The following is a 24,863-nucleotide window of genomic DNA, read 5'->3' on the forward strand; positions in this document are numbered from 1 at the left end:
CTATTTCCGTCGAAATACTTGTGAGCCGATAAACAAAAGTTCCCGTCTTTCATACGCTTAAAGAATACTTCCCCCCTTCGCAATCAATTAAAGCTTTTGGCTAAAGTTGACCCCATCAAACATAATGTTGATGGTCGGCTTGGTTTTCCCCTCCACACCATTACTGGCTTTCATCGGCCTAGCCTTACTCACTACTACGGGTTCATCTGCCACCTCACACCGACACTAAATCTTGGCTTTCACCTTGAATTTAGGCCACTTACTCTCATTAAGTTTAGATGCCAGGCTTCCCCAGTTACTGCACTGGCTCCCTGTTAGAAATCCCACCCTCAAGCACAGTATTGGTCTGACTAAGTATAGGGCGTTGCGCTATTTTGCACGCTGACCCACCAATACTGCCGAAACAGGTTACGGTTAGTTGTGTACCTCTAACTTCTTATGGCTTCCTTCAGACCCCACCGTTGGCCAGTGACGCCCTTGCCATTCAGATTATCTTCCCCTTAGTCAGGGTGATAAGGCATCTTTCAGCCTATCGGGTTTGCCAGCTTCGCTGGGCAAACAAAAAAAGCAGACTCTAGTCTGCTTTTTATATTAACTAAGTACCGAACAAATCTCTTGAGCACCATTTAGGTTAGTTAAACACAACCTTATCGCTACCCGGCTCGGCTTTAAAATCAACAATCAGCTTTTCGCAGTCTGCTTTAATTGCTGCGGTGTTTGCCTCTTCAGCACGCCAGCGGGCAGTATCTTGTTTAAAAACATCCTTCTTCGAATACTTTTTACGAGCCTCATGAGTAGGCATATCTTTTACCACATCATACATAGCATAAATGCCTGGGTAACGCTCAGTAAGGTCTTGTTCTTGCTCAAAACTGTATTGTGACATCAATACCCAAATACGTAAGCACCCTTCAGAGAACTCGCACTGCTCTTCATTCATCGCACGAGCAATTAAATGAATACTATCAGCAAGCTTTAAATTTCGCTGCTGACGTGACTTCGCCAACTCCTGCTGTTTCTTTAACTGCTGCTGTGCAATATATTTTTTTTGGGTATTTAGTTTATAAAGAAGTTGGCCTGCGTAAAATGCTAGCCCTGCGATGATCGCAGCGCCAACACACAGAGCTAAGATCATCATATCCATTATTTTTCATCCTCATCATCTAGCCATTCGCTGGCTAAATCGTCCGATAAGTACTGATCGAAATCACTATTACCTTCTGTAATTAATTCTTCATCATCAAAGTCATCTTCAGGTTCGTCTTCGATACCTAAAGTTTCACATAGTTGCTGATGACGGGCGATGCGGCTATTAAAATACTTAGCATCTTTACCCGTTAATAATTGCCCACGCTCGTGTAGCTCAACGAGCTTTAATAAACGCTCGTCACTTTCCAGTGCCGCTAACTCTTGCTCTGGTGAAAGCTCTGGTTGGCTTGCTTTTTTAAGCTCTGCTTGCGGCTTTAAATGACGCTTCATCTCAACTTTTGGCTCAGCTTTAACTGGCACCAATGAGATAGGCTTTTTACTACCGACACGCTTATCTTTAGATTGCTGATTACCACCTGAAGTTTCATTGTTGAGTGCTTCAGGTGCATTACGAGAGCCCGGCTTAGCCCCCTTGGTTTTCTTTACTCGTTGCTCTTTTAACGCACGCATTTCTTTAAGTTTATCTTGGCTTAAGCGTACCGGGCCGTTTGATGGAATTTTGCGTGACTTTTTCTTTCTACTCATATCTTGCTCGTCTCACTTAAGAGGTTTTGCGCAACGCGCATTTTGGCGTCGCAGTGCTGGCCTTGCCAGGAGAATTTTTTCTGTGCGGGTTGAGGTTGGGTGACTCAACGACTCGCGCACCACATATTCAAGTGACTTAAATATGTTCATCTCTATTGTAACAGCACAAATAAAAAGGCGGTAGAGAAAACATCTCTACCGCCTGCTAATCTGAGCGCCATTTAACTGGACTCTTCTCCCTTCGACTTTTTAGTCTTTATTATTTTTATTATTTTTATTACTATTGTTCCATATTGTTATTTTTATTATCTTCCATGTACCATTCCATTTTGTTTTTATTATTAAACTTCCATGAGCTTTTATTATTTTCGGTCTTCAATGACTCTTTTTTAGTTAGTTCCCTTATTAACACCAACCGATGTTATATCCCCTATATTGTTGACGCGCTACTTTCCGTATAGTTAATTCCATATTGTTTTTATTTTTTAAGCGACAGGGGATAATTTACGCATTAATAATTTCGTTACAACTAATTTATATATCTTTTCTTACATAAAACATATTGCAACAAGACAACTTTGTTTAATAACATTAACTTAAAATAAAAACAAAAATAAAATTAAGCTTTAGCTTACACACAAGTATAGTCAATGTCTTACAAGTAAAAAGGTAATATCAGTCAGATTACAAAAACAAAAAAAGCAGCTAATGCTGCTTTTTAAATAACTTTTTGTATTTTAGTGCTATCTAAGCATTAAATAAATACAACTTTAGTGCAAGCCACCAAGGTACTTAGATAATACTTCAATATCTTTATCCGTTAGCTTGGCAGCAATATCTTGCATCATTTCGTTATGGTCATTATTACGTGTACCTTCACGAAACTTTTCAAGCTGTGACTTAATATACTCAGGATGCTGAAAAGCAATTTTTGGAAAGTTTGCCAATGAAGAACCATTACCACGAGGGCCATGGCATGCGGCGCACGATGGAATACCACGTTCTACATCGCCTGCTTTGAAAAGCATAGAACCTGCTTCAACCACATTTTCAGGCGTTGCGCCTTCGCTCATGTTCAAAGATGAAAAATAGGCTGCCAAGTCTTTCATATCTTGGTCACTTAAAGGCATTGCCATACCGCTCATTACTGGCTCCATACGACCTTCTTTACCACCTGAAGTCATACCGAGTTTAAATTCAGTAAGTTGCTTATATATGTAATCTGCGTGTTGCCCAGCAATTTTTGGGTAGATGTTAACCGGTGCATTACCGTCTGGGCCGTGACAAGCCGCACACGTTGCTGATTTTTCTTTACCTGCGTTTACATCGCCATCGAATGCTGTTGCGTTGCTTGCTGACAACGCACCAAGCAATATAGTTAAAGATAGTGCTATTTTTTTCATGGTGAATTCTCTGTTTCCGACCCTGTGCCATCTACAATATGGATGTTGTGATTTCTATATTCTACACGATAATAAATTCTCTGGCACGTTTTCTGCCCGTATTAAGCTTATAAATTATAGGGTTTTGCCTAAATAAAGTTTAAAACAAGCTATTTAAGTACATTAAACCTAAGTTAGCATAGCTAAATACGCTTTTGAATACGTCAGTAATAGTATAAAATACGCGTATTGAGTAAATTTAGTTTACTTTTATTTTTTGCTTATGTACTTAGGAAAGCCCGTGCTCAAATCTCGTATCAAATATAATACTGCGTCGTTCGTAACCAGCGCTCCAGACATCACTAAATTACCTGCTGATACGGGAATTGAAGTCGCTTTTGCTGGTCGTTCTAATGCAGGTAAATCAAGCGCATTAAATACTTTAACCGATCAAAAGATCGCCCGTACCAGTAAAACCCCAGGCCGTACGCAGCTAATCAATACGTTTGAATTGGCTGAAGTGGATAATATGCGCCTTATAGATTTACCGGGTTACGGTTTTGCTAAAGTACCTATCGAAATGAAGAAAAAATGGCAAAAGTCATTGGGTGAATACCTACAAAAACGCCAAAGCTTAAAAGGCATTGTAATTTTGATGGATATTCGCCACCCATTAAAAGACTTAGACCGTGATTTGATTAATTGGGCAATTGGCAGTGAAATTCCGATATTAGCTTTACTAACAAAAGCCGATAAGTTAAAGCAAGGTGCACGTAAAGCACAAGTTTTACAGGTTCGCCGTGAATTAAGCGCACTCGAAGGTGATATTACAGTGCATGCTTTTTCGTCATTAAAAGGGACTGGCTTACCAGAAGTAGCTAAAAAGCTTGATGAATGGTATTTGGGGCCTGTTATTGCAGTACCACCGACTGATAATGAAACAACGCCTAAGTCTGACGCTTAAGTAGACAAGTAGAAACGCTCACCTACAGATTGAATGAAATAGCCATGCTCTGATGCTTCGGCTATTTCAGCCCACTGGTAAAACACGCTCCGAGATACCCGCGCACTACAGCCATAAGGTAGCCGTAAATACGGCACATCTTGTCCTTGATAATCTTGAACCAGTAACGGTTGCTCATTGGTAACCAGCCACGTGCGTTGTAAATTATCAACACAGCACAGTACTTGCCCTTGTCCGGTTTGTTCAAAGCACCAATCAATAATAATAAAAGGAGCGTCGTGTACGGTAATGGCTATTTTTTCTACTGGCGTTTTTAAGTAAAACTGATTTTCCTCTTTACAAAGTACCGAAGCAAACAGTTTAACCATCGCAATGCGAGTTATTTCACTCTGGCAGTAATGCCACCTTCCTTGCTCATCAATAACAATAGGTAATTGTCCGCAATGAGTTGGCTGCCAAAGATCAAAAGGCTTGTTTGGCACAGATAACTGCTGCGCCAAATCACTGAGTGATATCACTGCTTATTAAGTGTCAATGCAAAAGTAACTGGTACCGCAGTAGCAATAGACGGTAAACCTGCAAGCTCTTGCAGTTTAGCTACGCCCTCAGTTACAGAAAAATCACCGCTATTGATGATAACAGGGGTAAATGATGACACAGTTATATCGCCTTTTTCAGACACGCTAGCTAATACATCAATTGTTAGCGACTTTTTCGTACCATGAAAATCAAGTTCAGCACTTACGCCACTTAGTACATGTTGACCTGCTGATAACTGTTTAATTTTATCACCTAAATCGGCGGTTAATGTTGCTTTAGAAAACGTTGCCGTTTCAAATAAAAACTCACCCATACGCTCATTACGAATTGGGATATTAGTTTCAACTGAGCTTAAGTCGATAGCTAATGTAAAAGCACCTTTAGCTGATAACTCACCGCTAATGGTTTTAAAATGATGAGCCTCAGCAATGCTATTTTTTTTCACCGATACAAAGCTTACGCGACTTTGCTGATTATTTAACTGCCAATCAGCATGCGCAAATCCTGCCATTAATAAACTAGATAACGAAAGAGAGACTATCGCAAGAGATTTAACCATGACGCATTTCCTTTGGTATTTAATAAATGAGCTTTGATGTTATCACTTGCAGCGTTTAGTGCAATAAATAGAAAGTCAGGAAAAAGACAGCAAAAAGAAAAAATCGGCTCACCCAAAATAAGGCGAGCCGGTATAGCAAACTGAAGAGAAGCTATCAACACGTTGCACCCTTACGAGTGCACCATCAACAGGATGTCCTACAGGATGAGGACGGGCGGACTTTAGCAAATAAGCATTAATAAATAAACTAAATATGGGGACAAACCAATAGAATTGATAAACATATAACTAATACCAACATACCCGTTCAACTATTTACTTTTTTTTACAAGGTACATTCAAAACAGAAGTGAATTGCCTATAGACTGATCACTTCTGCTTAGAAGAGTTAGTGGGCTTGCTGCCAATTGTCGCCGCTGTCAGCTTCAACCAATAATGGCACATCAAGCACAGCGGCTTGTGACATCAATTTACAAATTTCTGCAGTGTAGCGCTCTACACAGTCGCTTTTAATTTCAAAAACCAATTCATCGTGTACTTGCATGAGTATTTTGACAGTATTTGGCGTTTGTTCAGCAACCCACTTATGAACCGTTAGCATGGCCTTTTTAATAATATCGGCGGCTGTACCTTGCATAGGTGCATTGATTGCTGCACGTTCTGCGCCTTTACGACGCATACCATTACGGGCGTTAATTTCTGGTAGATGTAAACGACGACCAAAAATTGTTTCCACATAGCCATTTTCGGCGGCTTTTTTACGTGTTGATTCCATATATTCAAGCACTCCCGGAAAGCGTTCAAAATACTTATCAATATAATGCTGGGCTTCATGGCGTGGCACATCTAGTTGACGTGCTAAACCAAAGGCCGACATACCGTAAATTAAGCCAAAGTTTACCGCTTTTGCTTTACGGCGCATATCGCTGGTAACTTCATCAAGGCTCACTCCAAAAACTTCTGAGGCGGTGGCGCTATGTACATCAAGGCCATCAGCAAAGGCACTTAATAAGCCTTTGTCTTGCGATAAATGCGCCATAATACGCAGCTCAATTTGACTGTAATCGGCAGCCACAATTTTATAGCCATCGGCTGCTGTAAACGCTTCACGAATACGACGACCTTCTTCTGAGCGAATAGGAATATTTTGTAAGTTAGGATCGGTAGAGCTTAAACGCCCTGTCGCCGTTATCGCTTGATGATACGATGTATGCACACGGTTAGTTTGCTCATTTACCATCAATGGCAGTTTATCGGTATAAGTTGACTTAAGCTTGGATAAACCACGGTGCTCAATAATGACTTTAGGTAATGGGTAATCATGAGCCAGTTCTTGTAATACTTCTTCAGCGGTAGACGGTGCGCCTTTTGGAGTCTTTTTAATAATTGGCAATTCTAGCTTTTCAAACAACAATACCTGTAACTGCTTAGGCGAACTTAAGTTAAACGGTTCGCCAGCTATTTCATAGGCTTCTTTTTCAAGCTCAATCAAGCGCTCGCCTAGACGTTGACTATGCGCTGCTAGCATTTTGCTATCAATAGCCACCCCAGTGCGCTCAATATCTGAAATAACACTGACTAATGGTAGTTCAATCTCTTCAAAAACTGATTTTAGCTTTTCATCTGCCGCAATTTTTGGCCATAAAACCTCATGTAAACGTAGCGTAATATCGGCATCTTCTGCCGCGTAGGGGGCGGCTTTTTCAAGCTCAATTTGATTAAAAGTAAGTTGCTTCTTACCTTTACCCGCAATTTCTTCAAAGCTGATATTTTTATGACCTAAGTATTTAAGTGCCAATGAGTCCATATCATGGCGAGTACCGACACTATTAAATACATACGACTCCAGCATAGTGTCAAACTTAATACCATTAAGCTCAAACCCAGCATTGGCAAGCACACTTTTATCGTATTTTAAATTTTGCCCGACTTTAGCTTTATTTTCATCGGCTAAAATTGGGCCAACTTTTGCCATTACGGTTTCAATGCTGAGTTGCTCAGGTGCATCTGGGTAGTCATGGGCTATGGGAATATACGCGGCTTCACCCGTTTTAACGGCAAAACTCATACCGACTAATTGCGCTTGCATATAATCAAGACTAGTTGTTTCAGTATCAAAAGCGAAGAGTTCAGCTTCGTTAAGCTGTTTTACTAATGCATCGAGCTGTTGTTCGGTTAATATAGTCTCATAATTGGCATCAGCGACTTTTGGTAATTCAGTTTCATCGCTTGGTACAGCTAAATGGGTGTCAGTATCTTTTGGGTTATCTAACAACTCAGCTAACCAGCGACGAAATTCGCATTCGCCATAAAGCGCAATTAATTCATCTCGATTTGGCGCTTGAAGCTTGAAGGTTTCTAAATTTGACTCAACTTCAACATCGCACTTAATTGTAGCTAATTCATAGCTAAGAGGTAAATGCTCAACTGCCGCGGCTAGCTTTTCACCTATTTTACCTTTGATTTCAGCACTATGATCAAGCACCCCTTGTAACGATCCATACTTTTGTAGCCACTTAACCGCGGTTTTAGGACCACAACCTTCAACACCAGGAATATTGTCAACTTTATCGCCCATTAACGCGAGATAATCAATAATCAATTCAGGACCAACACCAAACTTCTCAACCACGGTTTGGGGATCTGAAATACTGTCGGTCATAGTATTGATCAAAGTGACATGCTCGTTTACTAGTTGAGCCATGTCTTTATCGCCTGTTGATACCAATACATGGCGCTTTTGCTCAGAGGCAATACGTGCAAACGTACCAATAACATCATCCGCTTCAACCCCTTCAATACTAATAAGCGGAAAACCCATGGCTTTTATAATATTGTGAATAGGCGCTATTTGTGTGCGTAAGTCATCGGGCATTGGTGGGCGGTTAGCTTTATATTCGCTATACATATCATTACGGAAGGTTTTACCTTTGGCATCAAATATCACGACCATATGACTCGGATCGTATTGTCTGATCAAGCTTTTAAGCATATTGATCACACCATAAATAGCCCCTGTTGCTTCGCCTTTTGAGTTAGTTAAATGTGGTGGAGAATGATAAGCACGAAATAGATAAGATGAGCCATCAACTAGAATTAGCGGATTTTCAGGGATCTGAGCCATGGTGTAATTGGATCCTAAATGAGAAAAACAAAGTAATGTTAAGCATGCCATAAGGCCGCACAGAAAACGACTGTGAATTAATAACCAGTGTATAGATACAGTTAGCACAAGTTGTGGATAACTATGTAGATAACAACCACAAATGATTCTTCCGAAGTGTTAAATACACCTAGAAAAATAACTTAAGATTATGTTTTATATATAAAAAAGATAATGCGAGGTTCTTTTTTTATTATTTTAAACCAATGTGGAAAAAGGTTTTAGTCAAATTCCTTTTAGCTATTCATACTGGATTATTTTAGTCCTTTTAAATAACCGGACAAGCATTCTATCACAATGGATCTAAGATCATAGTGATCCTTTATACTTTTTTACACTGACCAAACTTTTAAAAAAGCATATAGAGCGAGTTACCTTGGTTACAATCAGATCTTTGCCCGTAAACTTTTTATTTTTGCGGTTTATCTTACTCTGCTTTACCATCTGAACTATGGGTTTTATGTACAAGCAACTTCATAGGGAGTTTATATAATGAAAAAAATAGCCGTAATTTTATCTGGTTGTGGTGTTTATGACGGTGCTGAAGTTAATGAAGCGGTACTCAGTTTATTACACATTGCGAAGGCCGGCGCAGAGTATCAGTGTTTTGCACCTGATATTATGCAAATGCACACTATAAACCATTTAACCGGTGAAGAAATGGCATCGGATCGTAATGTATTAGTAGAGGCGGCGCGCATTGCCCGAGGTGAAATAAAACCAATAACTGAGCTAGATGCTGCTGATTTTGATGCCTTAATTTTACCTGGTGGTTTTGGTGCAGCAAAAAACCTTTCTGACTTTGCAGTAAAGGGAGCTCAGGCGCACGTTCAAACAGATGTGCTCAAAGCTTGTAAAACGTTTGCTGATAATAATAAACCCGCAGGTTATATGTGTATTACCCCTGCTTTGATCCCATTGATTTATTCAGCTAACGCCAAAGTAACCATTGGTGATGATCAAGATACGGCTAGTGCGATAAATGCGTTAGGTGCAGAGCATGTAGCCTGTCCAGTTTCCGAAATTATTATTGATCAACAGCACAAGCTCGTAACAACACCCGCTTATATGCTCGCCGAGTCTATTTTAGAAGCTGATGCAGGTATTGAGAAGTTAGTAACAGCAGTGCTTAAAATGTGCTGATACTAAGATAATTTTTTGCGCTAGCGCAAAAAAATGACATTTTTTTGCAAATAAAAAACAGTTCCAGCATTTTATAAATGACGGCTAAGCGTTATAATCGTTTTAAATTCCGTCATCTATCGTGATTGATCACGTTCCACTCGAAGTGAGCAAGGCAAAATGAAAAAACTATCAGCAGCATTATTATTGCTAGCAACTACCGCATACGCACAACCGTATGATAACTCTATGGCTGAAGATGCAATTAAAAAACGTATTGCACCCGTTGGTGCGGTTTACCTAGAAGGTGATAAAGCAGCCGCTGCTGAAGTACCATCAGGCCCACGTACTGGCGAACAAGTTTACCAAGCAGCCTGTTTTGCTTGTCATGGTACCGGAGCACTAGATGCACCAAAATCAGCAGACGATTGGGCACCACGTTTAGCTAAAGGCGCAGATACTTTGTTAAATCATGCTATTAATGGTTTTAATGCGATGCCACCAAAAGGCACATGTATGGACTGCTCAGATGATGAGCTACAAGCTGCTATCGACTTCATGACTAAAAAGTAGTATACAAACTAAATTTAATACTAAAAAAGGCTGGTTTAAACCAGCCTTTTTTATTACCAAAAAGTTAACAGCACTAATTTAGTAGTAATTTAATATTATTTCTAAGGCTATTACATCCTTGACGACAGGTACAAAAAGTGGAATTATAAGGGTAATAATTAAACAATAATAACAGTCGGTTCAACGTCATTGGAAGATAAAACAGACTTACTGAGTAAACTAGCTCGAAGAAACAAACGCTTAGAGTTACTAGTTGAAAAGTACAAGCAATCACATCATCTACAAAATGCTCTTATCCAATTATCAGAGCAAGCCAGCACTGTGGCTGAATTAAACTTACTATACCCTGCTATACATAATATTTTACAAGACTACATTCCCAGTAAAAGCTTTTATGTAGTATTACAAAACCAATTTACGCACACACTAGAATTATCTTACTTTGCTGATGAAAAAGACGGTATTTCGGCGCCGCTTAATCAAGATCACAACTTTAATCACGGTGTTACCGGTTATGTATTCGAGCAAGGTAAAACCACCTATTTTAGCCGTGAGCAAATGCAAGCTGATGCAGACAGGGGGAAGTTTCGTTTACTTGGCACACCCGCCGAGCACTGGGTCGGTGTTCCGGTATTTCGTGATAACTTAATTATTGGTGTACTCGTTGCGCAAAGCTATGACTTAGAGCAAAGCTACAGTGATCAGCAAATAGAGCTATTGGAAGTCATGTCGCTTTATTTAGCAACCGCGATTGAACGCGTTAAAAAACGCGAGCTACTTGAGTCTGAAGTGAAAATTCGTACCCGTGCTCTGACTCAAAGTAATGAAGCACTAAACCTTGAAATTGATCAGCGAAAGAGCGCACTAGAGCGTCAACAAATTTTATTTAAAATTTCCGAGTTAGCCACACAAAGTAAATACATAGTCGATATTTACCTACAAGTACACGAAATTATAAAAAACATTACCTATGCCGAAAACCTTTATATTGCACTTTATGATAAAGACACTGGCTGGCTAAGTTTTCCCTATTGCGCCGACGAATTTCATAAGAATAATCAACCAAGACCTTTCGCCAAAGGGTTTAGTGAGCTGGTATTAAGCACTGAAAAAACGCAACTTATTGACTTAAAAAGAGCGGATAAATTAATAAGTGACGGTATTGTAAAACGTCCTGAGAAAACCCCAACATCACAATTAGCCACCAGTTGGCTCGGCGCTCCGCTTAAAACAGCACAAGGTGTAATTGGCTTAATTGTTTGCCAAGCTTATCAAAATAAACATGTTTTTAATAACGATGACTGTGAGCTTATTACTTTTGTATCCCATCAAATAGCCAATGTATTGCAGACTCATTTAGCTAATCAAGCACTTAAGCAAAGTCATCAAGAGTTAGAATACCGAGTTGTTGAAAAAACCAAAGAAATAAGCCAAACCAACATGCACCTACAAATGCAGATTGAAGAGCGTAAAAAAGTAGAGCAACAGCTTTATCATGATGCTCACCATGATTCATTAACAGGGCTACCAAATCGCAGCTTATTTTTGACCCAGCTTGAGAAAACCCTGCAATATTATCAGCATTTTCCTGAGCAAGAATTTGCCGTGCTGTTTATTGATTTAGATAAGTTTAAGGATATAAACGATCAATTAGGCCATCAAGCGGGCGATCAGTTTCTTATTAGCGTTAGTGAAGCATTTACTCAATGTATCCGTGAACATGACTTATTAGCCCGTTTAGGTGGTGATGAGTTTGTGATTTTACTTACTCATCTTACTGAGCGACAGCAAGCCGAAGATATCGCTAAGCGATTAATCGAGTTAATGAAAAAACCCTTTTGTGAAAAGGGAGTGAGCATGCAAAGTGGTGCCAGCATTGGTATTACTTATTCAAAACGTAATTATAAAAATACAGATGAAATTATTCGTGATGCAGATGCTGCAATGTATTATGCAAAAAATGCCGGGCGCAGCCGCTTTGAATTTTTTCACCCGCTATTAAATGCAGGTAATAATGCACCAGATAAAGAGGTGATTCACCACCTTGATAAACTCCCGCTACACTTTCGCAGCGCTGAAATTATTACCCTAGATGCACAAGAACAATCAGAGTCATTACTAGAAGCGTTTGGCGAACACCCTGTTTTAGGCAGTACCAACTTTGAAATATTAAGAAAGTTTACCAGCGACAAAGATCTGCAGTTGAAAGTTGAATTACAACTTATAGAGCAAGCTCAAAAGCAGGCCCAGCAAGCAAAGCTTAATACCATACTATTGCCTTGCTCTAGTCTGTTATTAGAAAAAGAACCGTTTTTAGCGTTATCTCGATTATTGAACAAAATAGGCCCGGTAGTAAAAAAAATCTGTTTGTTATTTAACGAGCAAGAAATTAGATACGCTTCTACGTCTCAATCTAATAACCTGAGCACCCTTAAAAAGAATGGTTATACCATTGGATTAAATGACTTTGCTAAAAATCGCTGTGAATTAAACTTAATATCAGAGCAAGATTTTGATTATATATTGCTCAGCTCAACCTTCAGTAAACGCATATTACAAGAGCGTAGCTATAGCTTGCAGCTGCAAGGGGTATTAGCTATTACAAAAATTAAAGCCATTAAAGTAATAGCAAAAGGCCCGTCCATTTTAAATTTTAGGGCCTTATTAGATAAGCATGGCTTAGCTCTTTTTGTGGGCAAGCAGCACGTATTAAATCAATTAAGTAATAAAATACACCACATACAAGAGATACAACCAAATAAGTTATAAACTATTTTTTTAACATCGCTCGTAAATTAGCCACGCGCGCTTGGCCTTTTTCCATTCGTTCAGATTGAGAGCTTGGCGCTTTTTTATTCTCAAACTCCAAGTCATCTTGTGGTAACTCTTGCACAAAACGGCTTAACTCAGTTTGTGAAGTTTCACCGAATTGACGACGTATTTTAGCGTAGGTCATCGTCAGTTCTTGCTGCGCACGAGTTATCCCTACATAGGCTAAACGGCGCTCTTCATCAACATTTTCTTCATCAATACTCACCTGGTGCGGCAACAACCCTTCTTCCATACCAACCATAAATACATACGGGTATTCCAGACCTTTTGATGCATGTAAGGTAAGTAATTGCACCGCATCACTTTCGTCTTCATCTTCGTTGCGTTCAAGCATATCGCGCAGGGTTAACTTACTCACCACTTCCACGAGTGTCATAGGCGGATTATCAGCATCCCCAGTGAGCATATCGGTGATCCAACGATATAGCTCAGACACATTTTTCATGCGCATTTCAGCGGCTTTAGCGCTCGGTGATGATTCGTACAAATAGGCTTCGTAATTAATTTGCCTAATCAAGTCTTTTACCGCTTCGAGTGTATCGCCGCGTACTGCATTGTCCGAAAGCTCCACGACCCAACGAGCAAAACCATTGAGCGCATTTAAGCCTCGCCCTTTTAAGCGATATCCCAAGTCATTATCAAAGCAAGTGGCAAATAAACTTATGTGTTTTTCATTTGCTAACGTGCCGAGCTTTTCAAGCGTAACCGTACCAATCTCACGTCTTGGAGTATTTACAACTCGTAAAAAGGCATTATCATCATCTTGGTTCACTAATAAGCGTAAATACGCCATCATATCTTTGATTTCTGAGCGCGAGAAAAACGACATACCACCGCTAATTTTATAAGGAATGCGGTTACTCATTAATGATTTTTCAAAGCCTCGCGCCTGGTGATTACCCCGATACAAAATAGCGTAATCTTTATAGCTGGTACGCTTCATAAACTTATGCGATATAATCTCAGCCACCACCCGTTCAGACTCATGCTCTTCATCACGACAGCCAATCACTTTAATCGGCTCACCATAACCCAGCTCACTAAATAGTTTCTTTTCAAACTCGTGAGGATTATTGGCAATCAAAATATTTGCTGCTTTTAGAATACGCCCAGCACTTCGGTAGTTTTGTTCAAGCTTAATTAATCGTAAACCGGGATAATCCTTACTCAGCAAAACTAGGTTTTGTGGCCTTGCGCCACGCCACGAATAAATCGATTGGTCATCATCACCTACCACTGTAAAACGGGCACGCTCACCTACAAGTAGTTTTACAAGCTGATATTGACTAGTATTGGTATCTTGATACTCATCAACCAACAAATAACGAAACCGTTGCTGCCAACGCTCACGCGAAGTGTCATTGCCTGACAATAGCAATGTGGGGATCATGATTAAATCATCAAAGTCGAGTGCATTATATGCACGTAACTGCGTGCTATAGCGAGCATAAAGCTGAGCAAAAAGTGCTTTTTGTGGCTCGCGAGCTTCTCTAATAGCTTGCTCTGGCAGCACTAATTCATTCTTCCAGCTACCAATTTGCATTTTTAGTAAGTTAAGTAAGTCTTTATCTTTTTTTAATTCATCTTCGGTTAAATCAGCTAACAACTGGCTTGTATCTTGGTCATCAAACAGCGAAAAGCCCGGTTTAAACCCTAAAGTCTTTAACTCCTTTTTGATAATCTCTAAACCAAGCGTATGGAAAGTAGAAACCCAAAGCCCTTTCGACTCTTGTTTTCCTAGCGTTTTCAGTACCCGCTCACGCATCTCCTTAGCAGCTTTATTGGTAAAGGTTACAGCGGCAATATTACGCGCTTGATACTCACACTTTTGCACTAAGTAGGCGATTTTATTAGTAATAACCCGCGTTTTACCCGAGCCTGCGCCCGCCAGTACAAGACAAGGACCACTTATATATTTTACCGCTTCATCTTGTTTAGGATTGAGTTTCATAACCACCAAAGAGATTTTATAAAGACGAGCAATTTTACCGTAATCACTACACTACGCCTAGCCAATAAGGTATATTATCTTTTTTAGCATTGAGGGACTAACATGATCAACCCAGCAAAACTTGAAGAAATTGCCAAACAGATCACGAGCAATATGCCACAAGGCGTAAAAAATCTCGCTGACACTATTGAAGGGCGCACTAAGCAAGCATTACAAAGTAAGTTAGCAGAAATGGATTTTGTTAGCCGCGAAGAGTTTGACGTGCAAAGCCAAGTATTAATGCGAACTCGCGAAAAACTGACCGACCTCGAAGCTAAAGTAGAACTTTTAGAACAGCAATTAAGCGAAAATAAACAAAATAATTTAGATAATAAAGAAACATAGTCGTCAGTTTTATTTAGTGAATTTATGACCAAGCTAACACTATAAATTTAAGCTAAACGAGACTGATAACCCATTCACTTAAGAAAGTGAACTACGCCCTGAACTAATAGTTAACAGCTCTGTGGCTCTCAATAATATTGGAGGAATGAATCTTTATGTTTACTAAAGAAATGGTGCACACAGCACTGCAAACTTGGTGTGATAACGTGGTTAAAGTTGGCAAAGTCCACTCTGAGGGAGGAGATGCGGCAGCTTTTTCACTACAAGTGTTATCTGAAAATTATGATTATGATAATGGTAAAGTATTATTTAAACCAACACTGACATTTGGCCAACAAACATTTCGTCCAACTAAAGAAGGTGCATTATCTTATTTTGTTGGCGGAAACAGCGATTTTCCAAATGATAATGGCTTCAAATTAAAGCCTTGGGTGAAGGTTTGGTATAGTAAAGAAGATTTTATCATACATAGCGATCTAGCAATCGTACAATGTAATGTTCACTTTATTGGTGAAGATGACAGCCACATTTTTGTGAATAAGAGTTTCGTATTTAAATTATGTGACGATGGCAAAGTAAAAATCATCCTGCATCAATCATCATTACCTTACCAGCCATAATCAACAGAACAGCCTTAACGGCTAAGGGACTATGAGGCACGCTTCATCTTCCCTTGCACAAATTTTATTCTCTTACTCTTTAAACGAAGCGCCTCTTAATCTCTTAGTGAATAAACCACTTAAAACCTAATAACATAAAGAGAAAAGAATGAGGAGTTCAATCGAAGGAGAGCAATCTTTATGTGAAAGATAGACTCACAACTTTTGCACCAAGTAAGAAGCACTTTTATCAGTAATTAGCGATCCCTGCCAATACCCCGCATCACCACTAATGTATTTTACCGCTTCACTTGTTTAGGATTAAGTTTTATTACTATCAAAGAACTTATACTTGAAATACATGCAAAACAATATACGATATATATACGTTTTATATATTGGTAACTTTCATGGGCATTGTCAAAATTAGCGACGAACTCCACGAAGAAATTCGTAAAGCCAGCAGCACGATGGTGCGTTCAATCAATTCACAATCTGAATTCTGGATAAAAATAGGCATGCTTGCGGAGCTTAACCCGACCATGACTTACGCTGAAATTTTAAAACAACAACTGGCGCAAGGTGATGTCATTACAAGGGACTTTCAACATGAGTAATATCGTAATCAAAACACCCGAACAAATTGCTGTAATGCGTGAATCTGGCCGTTTACTTGCTCAGGTATTTACCTATTTAGATAAGCATGTGCAAATCGGTATAACTACAATGCAAATTAATGATTTAGTTGAGCGTTATATTGTGGATGAGCTCGCCTCACGTCCTGCAAGTAAAGGGCAATACGATTACCCGTATGTATTAAATAGCTCCGTTAACGAGGTTGTTTGTCACGGTTTTCCTGACACTAAACGCGTTTTGAAATCAGGTGATATCGTTAATATTGATATCACGCTGGAGAAAAATGGCTATATTGCTGACTCCAGTAAAATGTACATGCTTGGCGATGTATCACCACTGGCGAAACGTTTGGTTGATAAAACCTACCAAGCCATGTGGCAAGGTATCAAAATGGTCAAGCCAGGAGTGCGCTTAGGTGACATCGGCAACGCCATAGCAAACTTTGCCCATAGTAATGGTTATAGCGTAGTTAAAGAATACTGCGGACATGGCATTGGCGAGCAAATGCATGAAGAGCCACAAGTACTGCATTATGGTAAACGCAATACAGGTGTCGAGCTCAAAAAAGGCATGACGTTCACTATTGAGCCTATGATCAATCAAGGTGCGGCAAAAATAAAAACTAAGCCTGATGGCTGGACTGTCGTTACACGCGATAAAAAATTATCTGCACAATGGGAGCACACTATCGCAGTGACAGCTGATGGTTATGAAGTACTTACTCTACGCGCCGAAGAAAGTGCGTAGAGTAACGGCTCGAATGGTCATTATTTAATATTACGGTCAAATACCCTTTTCGCCGCGCTTTTATAAGTATCTGCCATTTCATCAGTACACGTCACAACGGATTCTAAATCATGTAGATGGCCATTAACTAAGCCATAAACCCAACCATGAATAGTTAGCTCTTGCCCTCGTTTCCAAGCTTCTTGCACAATATTGGTACGACATACATTACGCACTTGCTCTATCACATTTAACTCAACTAATGCATCAAGGCGCTTCTTTTCAGGTACTTCATATAATTGCGTCATGTGCTTTTCTTTAATGTCATCCACATGACGCAGCCAGTTATCAATAAGGCCAAACTTAGCATCGTCAAGCACCGCTTGTACGCCACCGCAACCATAATGACCTACCACCATAATGTGCTTCACTTTTAACACTTCAACAGCGTATTGCATCACTGACAAGCAGTTATGGTCAGTATGTACAACGACGTTAGCAACATTGCGGTGTACAAATAACTCACCTGGCATCAAATCAACAATTTCGTTAGCGGGCACCCGCGAGTCTGAGCAACCTATCCATAAATATTCTGGGTTTTGTTGCATAGATAAAATTTTGAAAAACTCAGGATCATCTTTACTTGTTCGTTCGGCCCAGCGTTTATTATTCTCAAATAAATTCTTTAACTTTCTCATTGGCTCTCTTATGCTGTCTGTGACGTTAAACTAGCTTGAATTAAGATATTGCGAGGCGTTAATTGTTTTTCGCAAAACGTTTTGACGGTGACTTTATAGCCTCGCTCTTGCAAATATAAAGCACGGTCGAGCACGAGCCAAATTTCAATGGCTCTTCTGAACACATGTCGAACCAGTTCAACTCGATCTGTAATCTTTCTGCGCATCTGTCCTTTCAATAAAAACTCTGAGTAATCAATACCATGAGGTATTTCCAACTCCTTTTCACCTGCTGCCCATGTACAAAAGGCTTTAAATGAATCCGAAAAGATGGCTTTACTTACCGAAGGCACACTGACATACCCTTGTGAACCCGTGACGGATTTACGTAAAGCATCAAAGCCGAGTCGCCATTCAACTTCAATATTACGCATTTTTGCCACGCGGGTTGGTGCGGTTACCGTTTCTTGTAAAGCTAACTTTAAGTCACGATGGGTCAATGCTAATACGTTATTTTTTGCTTGCACACTAAGCGCCTGATAATGATTAGGTGTAAACAGGTGATAGCAGCACGGGGATAAACTTATTTGCTTAGTGCCCGCATTACTTGCATGCTCCATAAACCGCTGATGTAAAGCACCACAAGCATGAAGTGCTACAGCGTGGAGTTGCGGCTTAAAAAAATCGCTAACAGGATCGCTCAATACATCAGCTTGACTAAACTGCATTGCTAAGCCTTGCTGCTTTGCACTCTTTTGACCTTGTTCGCATAAGGTTTGTTGTAGTTCAATACTGTGCACATGGGCAGCGCCATTAAAAGCCAGCATCCGTCCTAAATGACCTTTACCCGCACACCACTCCAGCACGGGAGTATCATTGCTGTTTAAAGCACTAGTAAAGTCTTGTAACTGCTCAAGTTTGCGCCCTTTAATACCATTACTTATCCAAAAAGGATAAGTAATGCGCGCCGCTTTTTCAGACTCTAAATGGCATAGCGCTGGCAATTGTTTAAGGACTGGAATGTATGGATCAAAAAAGTCATATAACGCAGCTTGGTTACTATCAAGTTCAGCCACTTGCACATCACTTAACGAGTCAACCGCAACACTTAATTCAGGCCATGGGAAATGGTCGAAATCAAAGGCGGTGCACTGCCAATATCTACGGGTATTAAATAACAGTGTATCTAAGGCTGTAAACTGTTCAGCAAGGGTCATAAAACGTAAGCGATGAAAAAATCATAGCGTTATCATACGCTCTTTCTCACCATCAGTCGTATATAAACTAACAATTGATAAAACTAAACGTTCTATGACTGCAACCAACGCACGTAACAAAGTGAAATTTCTGACACTACACTTTATAACTGGCAGCAAGCCTGCACTGAAACTGATAAAGTTTAACTGAAAATTTAACTTAATAAGTAAGCTCTTCTAGCGAAGAGCATCACTTTATTGATTTGCCGCCTTCGTTAATGCCGCATTTGGCTGGCTGGTCAAAAACTGCGTAAAACATGGATTACTAGTCTCATCTTGCACGTTATAACCTAAACGATTTAAATGCTCGTTGAATACATCATATTGGCTTGGCTCAATAGCAAAACCAGCTAATACATTCCCCATCGAACCACCATGATTACGATAATGAAATAAGGTAATATTCCAGTTACTGCCTAAGGTATCTAAAAAGCGTGCTAACGCTCCCGGGTATTCAGGGAACTCAAAGCGCAACAAGCGTTCATGTAGCTGCTCTGGGGCTTTGCCACCTACCATGTAACGTACGTGTAACTTAGCTAGTTCGTTATCTGACAAATCGCAAAATTGGTAGCCCTTTGAGGTTAAATCGCCTTTAAGCTCATCCAATTCTTGCTGACCTTGCCTAAGAGCGATGCCAACAAAAATCTGTGCCTCACCGGGCCCTGCAAAACGGTAATTAAACTCAGTAATTGCACGACCACCAAGAGATGCACAAAATTGCTTAAAGCTTCCTTTTTCTTCCTTAATTGTCACAGCTAATAACGCTTCGTTTTTTTCACCAAGCGCGGTGCGTTCAGCAACATAACGTAAGCGATCAAAGTTTAAGTTAGCACCCGATAAAATAGCCGCTACACTTAGCCCTTTTTGACCACTTTGCTGGCACCATTTTTTAAGGCCTGCGGTAGCAAGTGCGCCTGAAGGCTCTGCAATTGCACGGGTAGAGACAAAAATATCTTGCATCGCGGCACATATTTCATCACCGCTAACAGTGACCACTTCATCACAAAATTTTTGTGCTAAACGAAAAGTCTCTTTACCGATTATTTTAACGGCTACGCCATCTGCAAAGCTGCCAACACGTTCAAGTTCAACCGGTTTACCAGCTTCTAATGCCGCTTTTAGGCAAGCGCTTTCGTCAGCTTCAACACCAATAACTTTAATATCAGGCCTGAGTGATTTAATATACACCGCCATACCCGCTAATAAACCACCACCGCCAACGGGAATAAATACCACATCGAGTTGGTTCAACTGCTGCATTAGTTCACGCGCTACAGTGCCTTGACCGACAATAACATCAGGGTCGTCAAAGGGTGGCACAAATACACCATTACGTTGCTCAGTAAGCTCAAGGGCATGCGCTTTAGCGGCATCAAAATGATGACCATGCAATACCACCTCACCGCCTAAGCTACGCACTGCGTTAACTTTAATTTCAGGCGTAGTGACAGGCATAACAATCGTTGCTTGATGACCTAAATGCGACGCACTTAGTGCCACTCCTTGAGCATGATTACCCGCAGAAGCTGTGATCACCACCGAGCCTTTAGGTAGCTGTGCTAGTTTGTTATAAGCGCCGCGTAATTTAAACGAATATACTGGCTGCTGATCTTCACGCTTAAGCCATACCTGGTTACCAAGGCGAGTACTTAGATCAGCCATATCGCTGACCTGTGTCACTTTTGCCAAAGGCTCCATATTAGCTTGGATAATAGCGCGAAAATAATCGAGTTCTTCTGAAACCATAATTAGCTAAGCTCCTCCAGTTTAACTAAATCACGAACTGCGCCTTTATCAGCACTAGTGGCTAATAATGCGTACGCTTTTAATGCCGAGGAAACATAACGCTCACGGTTAAGCGGCTTGTAAGCAAGCTTACCGCGGGCCAGCTGTTTTTGTTTGCGTATTTCAAGTTCTTCATCGCTTATTGCTAAGGTGACTTCACGACTGGCGATATCAATAACTATTTTGTCACCATTTTCAACGTAAGCAATCACACCTCCACTGGCCGCTTCGGGGGATACATGACCAATAGAAAGCCCTGAAGTACCGCCAGAAAAACGCCCATCCGTAATAAGTGCACACTGCTCGGCTAGCCCTTTTGATTTTAGATAACTAGTTGGGTAAAGCATTTCTTGCATGCCTGGGCCTCCTCTTGGCCCTTCATAACGAATAACCACGACATCGCCTGCTTTTACTTCGTCATTTAAAATACCTTCTACAGACTCATCTTGTGATTCATAAACTACGGCGTTGCCTTCAAAGTGCAGCATTTCATCTACTACCCCAGCACTTTTAACAACACAACCATCAACCGCTAAATTACCCGACAGCACAGCTAAGCCACCATCTTGACGATAAGCATGCTCAACACTACGAATACAACCATTTTCACGGTCGTTATCGCCTTCATCCCAACGATAACCTTGGCTCATGCCTTTCGTAGTACGAATACCCGCAGGGCCGGCACGATAGAACGTACGTGCCACTTCATTATTAGGGTCCGTCGCATCCCATTTTTTAACAAGCTCAGCCATAGTCATACCGGCAACATGGTTGACTGACATATCTAGCAACCCTGCTTTACCTAGTTCACGAACTACAGCCATCATACCGCCTGCACGGTGTACATCTTCTATATGATACTCAGGTGTCGCTGGCGCTACTTTACATAAAAAGGGTGTTTTACGAGACAATGCATCAATGTGCGACATATCAAAATCAACGCCTGCTTCTTGCGCCGCGGCGAGTAAATGTAATACCGTATTTGATGACCCCCCCATGGCAATATCTACCACCATGGCGTTCATAAATGCAGTACGGTTGGCAATGGAGCGAGGTAATACTTCATGGTTATCTTTTTGATAATATTCGCGACATAAATCAACAATGCGTGAGCCAGCTTCAACATAAAGCTGCTTGCGATCTTTATGAGTAGCAAGCGTAGTGCCATTGCCCGGTAATGCCAAACCTATTGCTTCCAATAAGCAGTTCATTGAGTTGGCGGTAAACATACCTGAGCACGAACCGCACGTTGGGCAAGCTGAACGCTCAACCTGTTCAGAATCGGCATCACTTACATTAGTGTCGGCACCTTTTACCATAGCATCAACTAAATCTAATTTGATGTCGATGTCTGCAAGCTTAGTTTTACCCGCTTCCATCGGCCCGCCAGAGACAAAAATAACCGGAATATTTAATCGCAGTGATGCCAGCATCATACCTGGAGTAATTTTATCGCAGTTAGAAATACAGATCATCGCATCGGCGCAGTGACCATTCACCATGTACTCGACAGAGTCTGCGATTAAGTCGCGCGAAGGTAATGAATACAACATACCGCCATGCCCCATTGCTATACCATCATCAATGGCAATGGTATTAAATTCTTTGGGGATACCGCCGGCATCTTTAATGGTGTCAGCCATTAATTCACTTAGCTGATTAAGGTGCACATGCCCGGGTACAAATTGGGTAAATGAGTTTACCACTGCAATAATCGGTTTACCAAAGTCTGAATCTGTCATGCCGGTGGCTCGCCACAATGCACGTGCACCTGCGCGTTTACGACCCTCGGTAGTTGTTGCACTTCTTAATTTAGCCATAGTTACCTCTGTTTTGCAGCAGTTACCTACTGCGTCCTCATTCTGAAATTCAATTAGTTAGCTAAGTCGTTGCTTAGTCCACTTTGTATTTATAGTCTTTCTTAACTAGCAAACAACTTACATTGCTTGCTGTTGTATATTTTCCTGCAGAGTGACCTGCTTTACATCCACCAGCTTACTAAGTTGACTGGTTAATAGATAAATAGGTTTGTCACTATCAACGCTCATTGCTACTTGGTAACAACCGTCATCCATTGATAATTGTAAGTCGTTTAATTCAAAGCCGCGGTGGCGCACTACACGTAAAAAGCGCTCAATAGCAGCACTTTGATTTTTTAATGTGATGGTTAAATCATGTTTCATTGTGCTCTCTCCGTCATCATTTCATCATTGGCCGCACCAGGGGGAACTAAAGGCCAGACATTTTCTTTATTATCAATACAAGCATGAACAATATAAGGGCCTGTACTTTCAACCAGTCTAGTAATGGCATCGTCAACTTGATTAGCATGTGTGATGGTTTGCCCGGGAATACCAAATACTGCAGCTAACTGCACAAAATCAGGGTTGTCCGATAAATTAGTTTCGCTGTAGCGGCCATCAAAAAACAGCTCTTGCCACTGACGTACCATGCCTAAGCGTTGGTTGTCTAAAATAAGTATTTTTACTGGTAAGTTATTACGACGAATAGTCGCTAATTCTTGAATGTTCATCATGATTGAGCCATCACCTGAAACCGTAATAACAAAATCATCAGGCCGTGCTACTTGCGCACCAATTGCCGCAGGTAAACCAAAGCCCATCGTACCTGCGCCGCCGCTACTTAAGTGGTTACTCGGGTGTGAAAACTTCATGTGCTGCGCCACCCACATTTGATGCTGACCAACATCACAACAAACAACCCCTGCTTTTGGCATACGCTGACTTAACTGATTAAGTAAATAAGGGGCAAATACTTTTTCACCTGGGTAATCGTAACGCCACGCATGCTTAGTCATCATTTCTTTATTATGCTCTCGCCACTGTGCATCAGTAACAAAGCATTCAAGTTGCACTAACGAGACTTTTAAATCTGCAATTAACGAGGCTTCTACAGGCTTTCTTTTACCTATTTCTGCAGCGTCGATATCTAAATGGATAACTTTCGCTTTAGCTGCAAATTTAGCTAAATTTCCGGTAACACGGTCATCAAATCGCGCACCTATACACACTAAAACATCGCACTCTTGCACAGCTAAATTGGCCGCTTGGCCGCCATGCATGCCTAACATCCCTAAATCAAACTCATAATCAGGTAACACGCTGCCCAATGCTTTTAAAGTTGATACCGCCGGCATCTGGGTTTTTTCTAAAAACTGCATTAACTCAGTTTGTGCACCCGCGGCTTGTACACCACCGCCTACATAGGCAACGGGCTGTTTTGCTTCGCTTAATAACTGGTTGGCAATAGCTACTTGGTTTAAATCAAGCTCTGGTAAATCATCTTCTGCAGCAAGCCATGGATGAAAAGGCACTTGCGCCATTTGAATATCTTTTGGGATATCAACTAATACAGGACCCGGACGACCGCTTTGCGCTAAGTGTATGGCTTCTTGTAGTGTTTCGGCTAAATCTTCTGGGCGCTCCACCATGTAACTATGCTTAGTACACGACAAAGACATACCTAATACATCTACTTCTTGAAAGGCATCAGAGCCGATTGCCGCTGTCGGTACTTGTCCGGTGATTGCAAGTAACGGTACTGAATCCATCATTGCATCAGCAAGAGCAGTAATTAAATTGGTAGCGCCTGGGCCTGAAGTTGCAAAACACACCCCTAACTTACCCGTACTACGTGCAAAACCCACTGCAGCAAATCCAGCACCTTGCTCATGACGCGTTAAGTAGTGTTTAACTGGCGCGCCATACAAAGCATCGTAAATCGGCATGATGGCTCCACCGGGATAACCAAACACCTCATTTACGCCATGCTTGGCTAATAAATCGATTGTTAACTCTGCGCCTGTCATTAATTTATCCTCATTCCTCAGTGATATACATGTAATACTTGCTTTAAACTAAAAACCTTAAAACTAAAAAGCCCCCCGAACTTGTTAAGTGCGGGGGGCTCTCTAATGCTTATCTTTTTTAAAGCACTAAGTAGCCCCCGCGGTAATAATA

Annotated in this window: 21 protein-coding genes; 8 read left to right on the forward strand and 13 right to left on the reverse strand. The window is 40.8% G+C overall.

Features of this window, described 5'->3' with window-relative positions:
* Positions 1–631: 631 nt before the first annotated feature.
* The 3 genes from ACT3S9_RS14075 to ACT3S9_RS14085 all read right to left on the reverse strand — a co-directional run bounded on the left by ACT3S9_RS14075 (position 632) and on the right by ACT3S9_RS14085 (position 3,137).
* On the reverse strand, positions 632–1,144 hold the full coding sequence (locus tag ACT3S9_RS14075; RefSeq protein WP_441992870.1) for a DUF2489 domain-containing protein: 513 nt from the start codon (positions 1,142–1,144) through the stop codon (positions 632–634).
* Positions 1,144–1,734, reverse strand: coding sequence for a Der GTPase-activating protein YihI (gene yihI, locus ACT3S9_RS14080; RefSeq protein WP_441992871.1), 591 nt, complete (start codon positions 1,732–1,734; stop codon positions 1,144–1,146). The genes ACT3S9_RS14075 and yihI overlap by 1 nt, the downstream gene beginning before the upstream one ends.
* Positions 1,735–2,504: 770 nt before the next feature.
* A complete protein-coding gene (locus ACT3S9_RS14085) occupies positions 2,505–3,137 on the reverse strand; it encodes a c-type cytochrome (RefSeq protein WP_441992872.1) in 633 nt (210 codons plus the stop codon).
* Positions 3,138–3,417: 280 nt separating this feature from the next.
* Between ACT3S9_RS14085 and yihA the strand changes: the two genes are divergently transcribed.
* Positions 3,418–4,080, forward strand: a complete 663-nt coding sequence (gene yihA, locus ACT3S9_RS14090) for a ribosome biogenesis GTP-binding protein YihA/YsxC (protein WP_441992873.1) — start codon at positions 3,418–3,420, stop codon at positions 4,078–4,080.
* On the opposite strand, the gene ACT3S9_RS14095 is transcribed toward yihA, so the two are convergent.
* From ACT3S9_RS14095 to polA, 3 genes are all read right to left on the reverse strand, one after another.
* Positions 4,077–4,598 carry a DUF1285 domain-containing protein gene (locus tag ACT3S9_RS14095; protein WP_441992874.1) on the reverse strand — a complete coding sequence of 174 codons (522 nt, stop codon included), beginning with the start codon at positions 4,596–4,598 and terminating at the stop codon, positions 4,077–4,079. The two genes, yihA and ACT3S9_RS14095, sit on opposite strands and share 4 nt — an antisense overlap.
* On the reverse strand, positions 4,595–5,179 hold the full coding sequence (locus ACT3S9_RS14100; RefSeq protein ID WP_441992875.1) for a YceI family protein: 585 nt from the start codon (positions 5,177–5,179) through the stop codon (positions 4,595–4,597). The genes ACT3S9_RS14095 and ACT3S9_RS14100 overlap by 4 nt, the downstream gene beginning before the upstream one ends.
* A gap of 388 nt (positions 5,180–5,567) precedes the next feature.
* Entirely contained in the window at positions 5,568–8,303 is a 2,736-nt protein-coding gene (gene polA / locus ACT3S9_RS14105) for a DNA polymerase I (RefSeq protein WP_441992876.1), read from the reverse strand.
* Between the two features lie 531 nt (positions 8,304–8,834).
* On the opposite strand from polA, the gene elbB reads away from it, so the two are divergent.
* From elbB to ACT3S9_RS14120, 3 genes are all read left to right on the forward strand, one after another.
* A complete protein-coding gene (gene elbB / locus ACT3S9_RS14110) occupies positions 8,835–9,485 on the forward strand; it encodes an isoprenoid biosynthesis glyoxalase ElbB (protein ID WP_441994662.1) in 651 nt (216 codons plus the stop codon).
* Positions 9,486–9,644: 159 nt separating this feature from the next.
* Entirely contained in the window at positions 9,645–10,037 is a 393-nt protein-coding gene (locus ACT3S9_RS14115; protein ID WP_441992878.1) for a c-type cytochrome, read from the forward strand.
* Between the two features lie 189 nt (positions 10,038–10,226).
* A complete protein-coding gene (locus tag ACT3S9_RS14120; RefSeq protein WP_441992879.1) occupies positions 10,227–12,806 on the forward strand; it encodes a diguanylate cyclase domain-containing protein in 2,580 nt (859 codons plus the stop codon).
* Position 12,807: 1 nt separating this feature from the next.
* Here ACT3S9_RS14120 and rep read toward each other — a convergent pair whose 3' ends face one another.
* Positions 12,808–14,820, reverse strand: coding sequence for a DNA helicase Rep (rep, locus tag ACT3S9_RS14125; RefSeq protein WP_441994660.1), 2,013 nt, complete (start codon positions 14,818–14,820; stop codon positions 12,808–12,810).
* Between the two features lie 102 nt (positions 14,821–14,922).
* Here rep and ubiK point away from each other — a divergent pair, with 102 nt between their 5' ends.
* The 4 genes from ubiK to map all read left to right on the forward strand — a co-directional run bounded on the left by ubiK (position 14,923) and on the right by map (position 17,186).
* On the forward strand, positions 14,923–15,204 hold the full coding sequence (ubiK, locus tag ACT3S9_RS14130; protein ID WP_441992881.1) for a ubiquinone biosynthesis accessory factor UbiK: 282 nt from the start codon (positions 14,923–14,925) through the stop codon (positions 15,202–15,204).
* A 155-nt stretch (positions 15,205–15,359) separates the two neighbouring features.
* Positions 15,360–15,824 (forward strand): hypothetical protein, encoded by a 465-nt coding sequence (locus ACT3S9_RS14135; protein WP_441992882.1) that lies wholly within the window; start codon positions 15,360–15,362, stop codon positions 15,822–15,824.
* Between the two features lie 389 nt (positions 15,825–16,213).
* Positions 16,214–16,420 (forward strand): ParD-like family protein, encoded by a 207-nt coding sequence (locus tag ACT3S9_RS14140; RefSeq protein WP_441992883.1) that lies wholly within the window; start codon positions 16,214–16,216, stop codon positions 16,418–16,420.
* Positions 16,413–17,186 (forward strand): type I methionyl aminopeptidase, encoded by a 774-nt coding sequence (map, locus tag ACT3S9_RS14145; RefSeq protein WP_441992884.1) that lies wholly within the window; start codon positions 16,413–16,415, stop codon positions 17,184–17,186. The genes ACT3S9_RS14140 and map overlap by 8 nt, the downstream gene beginning before the upstream one ends.
* A 20-nt stretch (positions 17,187–17,206) precedes the next feature.
* Here map and can read toward each other — a convergent pair whose 3' ends face one another.
* From can to ilvG, 6 genes are all read right to left on the reverse strand, one after another.
* Positions 17,207–17,863 carry a carbonate dehydratase gene (gene can / locus ACT3S9_RS14150; RefSeq protein ID WP_441834537.1) on the reverse strand — a complete coding sequence of 219 codons (657 nt, stop codon included), beginning with the start codon at positions 17,861–17,863 and terminating at the stop codon, positions 17,207–17,209.
* Between the two features lie 8 nt (positions 17,864–17,871).
* Positions 17,872–19,059, reverse strand: a complete 1,188-nt coding sequence (locus ACT3S9_RS14155) for a methyltransferase (RefSeq protein WP_441992885.1) — start codon at positions 19,057–19,059, stop codon at positions 17,872–17,874.
* A 234-nt stretch (positions 19,060–19,293) separates the two neighbouring features.
* Positions 19,294–20,844, reverse strand: coding sequence for a threonine ammonia-lyase, biosynthetic (gene ilvA / locus ACT3S9_RS14160; protein ID WP_441834539.1), 1,551 nt, complete (start codon positions 20,842–20,844; stop codon positions 19,294–19,296).
* Between the two features lie 2 nt (positions 20,845–20,846).
* The gene (gene ilvD / locus ACT3S9_RS14165) at positions 20,847–22,703 is read right to left on the reverse strand and encodes a dihydroxy-acid dehydratase (RefSeq protein WP_444751002.1); all 1,857 of its coding nucleotides are present in this window, start codon (positions 22,701–22,703) and stop codon (positions 20,847–20,849) included.
* Positions 22,704–22,820: 117 nt separating this feature from the next.
* The gene (gene ilvM, locus ACT3S9_RS14170) at positions 22,821–23,066 is read right to left on the reverse strand and encodes an acetolactate synthase 2 small subunit (protein ID WP_441834541.1); all 246 of its coding nucleotides are present in this window, start codon (positions 23,064–23,066) and stop codon (positions 22,821–22,823) included.
* A complete protein-coding gene (gene ilvG / locus ACT3S9_RS14175) occupies positions 23,063–24,712 on the reverse strand; it encodes an acetolactate synthase 2 catalytic subunit (RefSeq protein ID WP_441834543.1) in 1,650 nt (549 codons plus the stop codon). The genes ilvM and ilvG overlap by 4 nt, the downstream gene beginning before the upstream one ends.
* Between the last annotated feature and the right edge of the window lie 151 nt (positions 24,713–24,863).

This window comes from Pseudoalteromonas sp. AOP31-A2-14, from assembly GCF_052378035.1.
Lineage (GTDB): Bacteria > Pseudomonadota > Gammaproteobacteria > Enterobacterales > Alteromonadaceae > Pseudoalteromonas.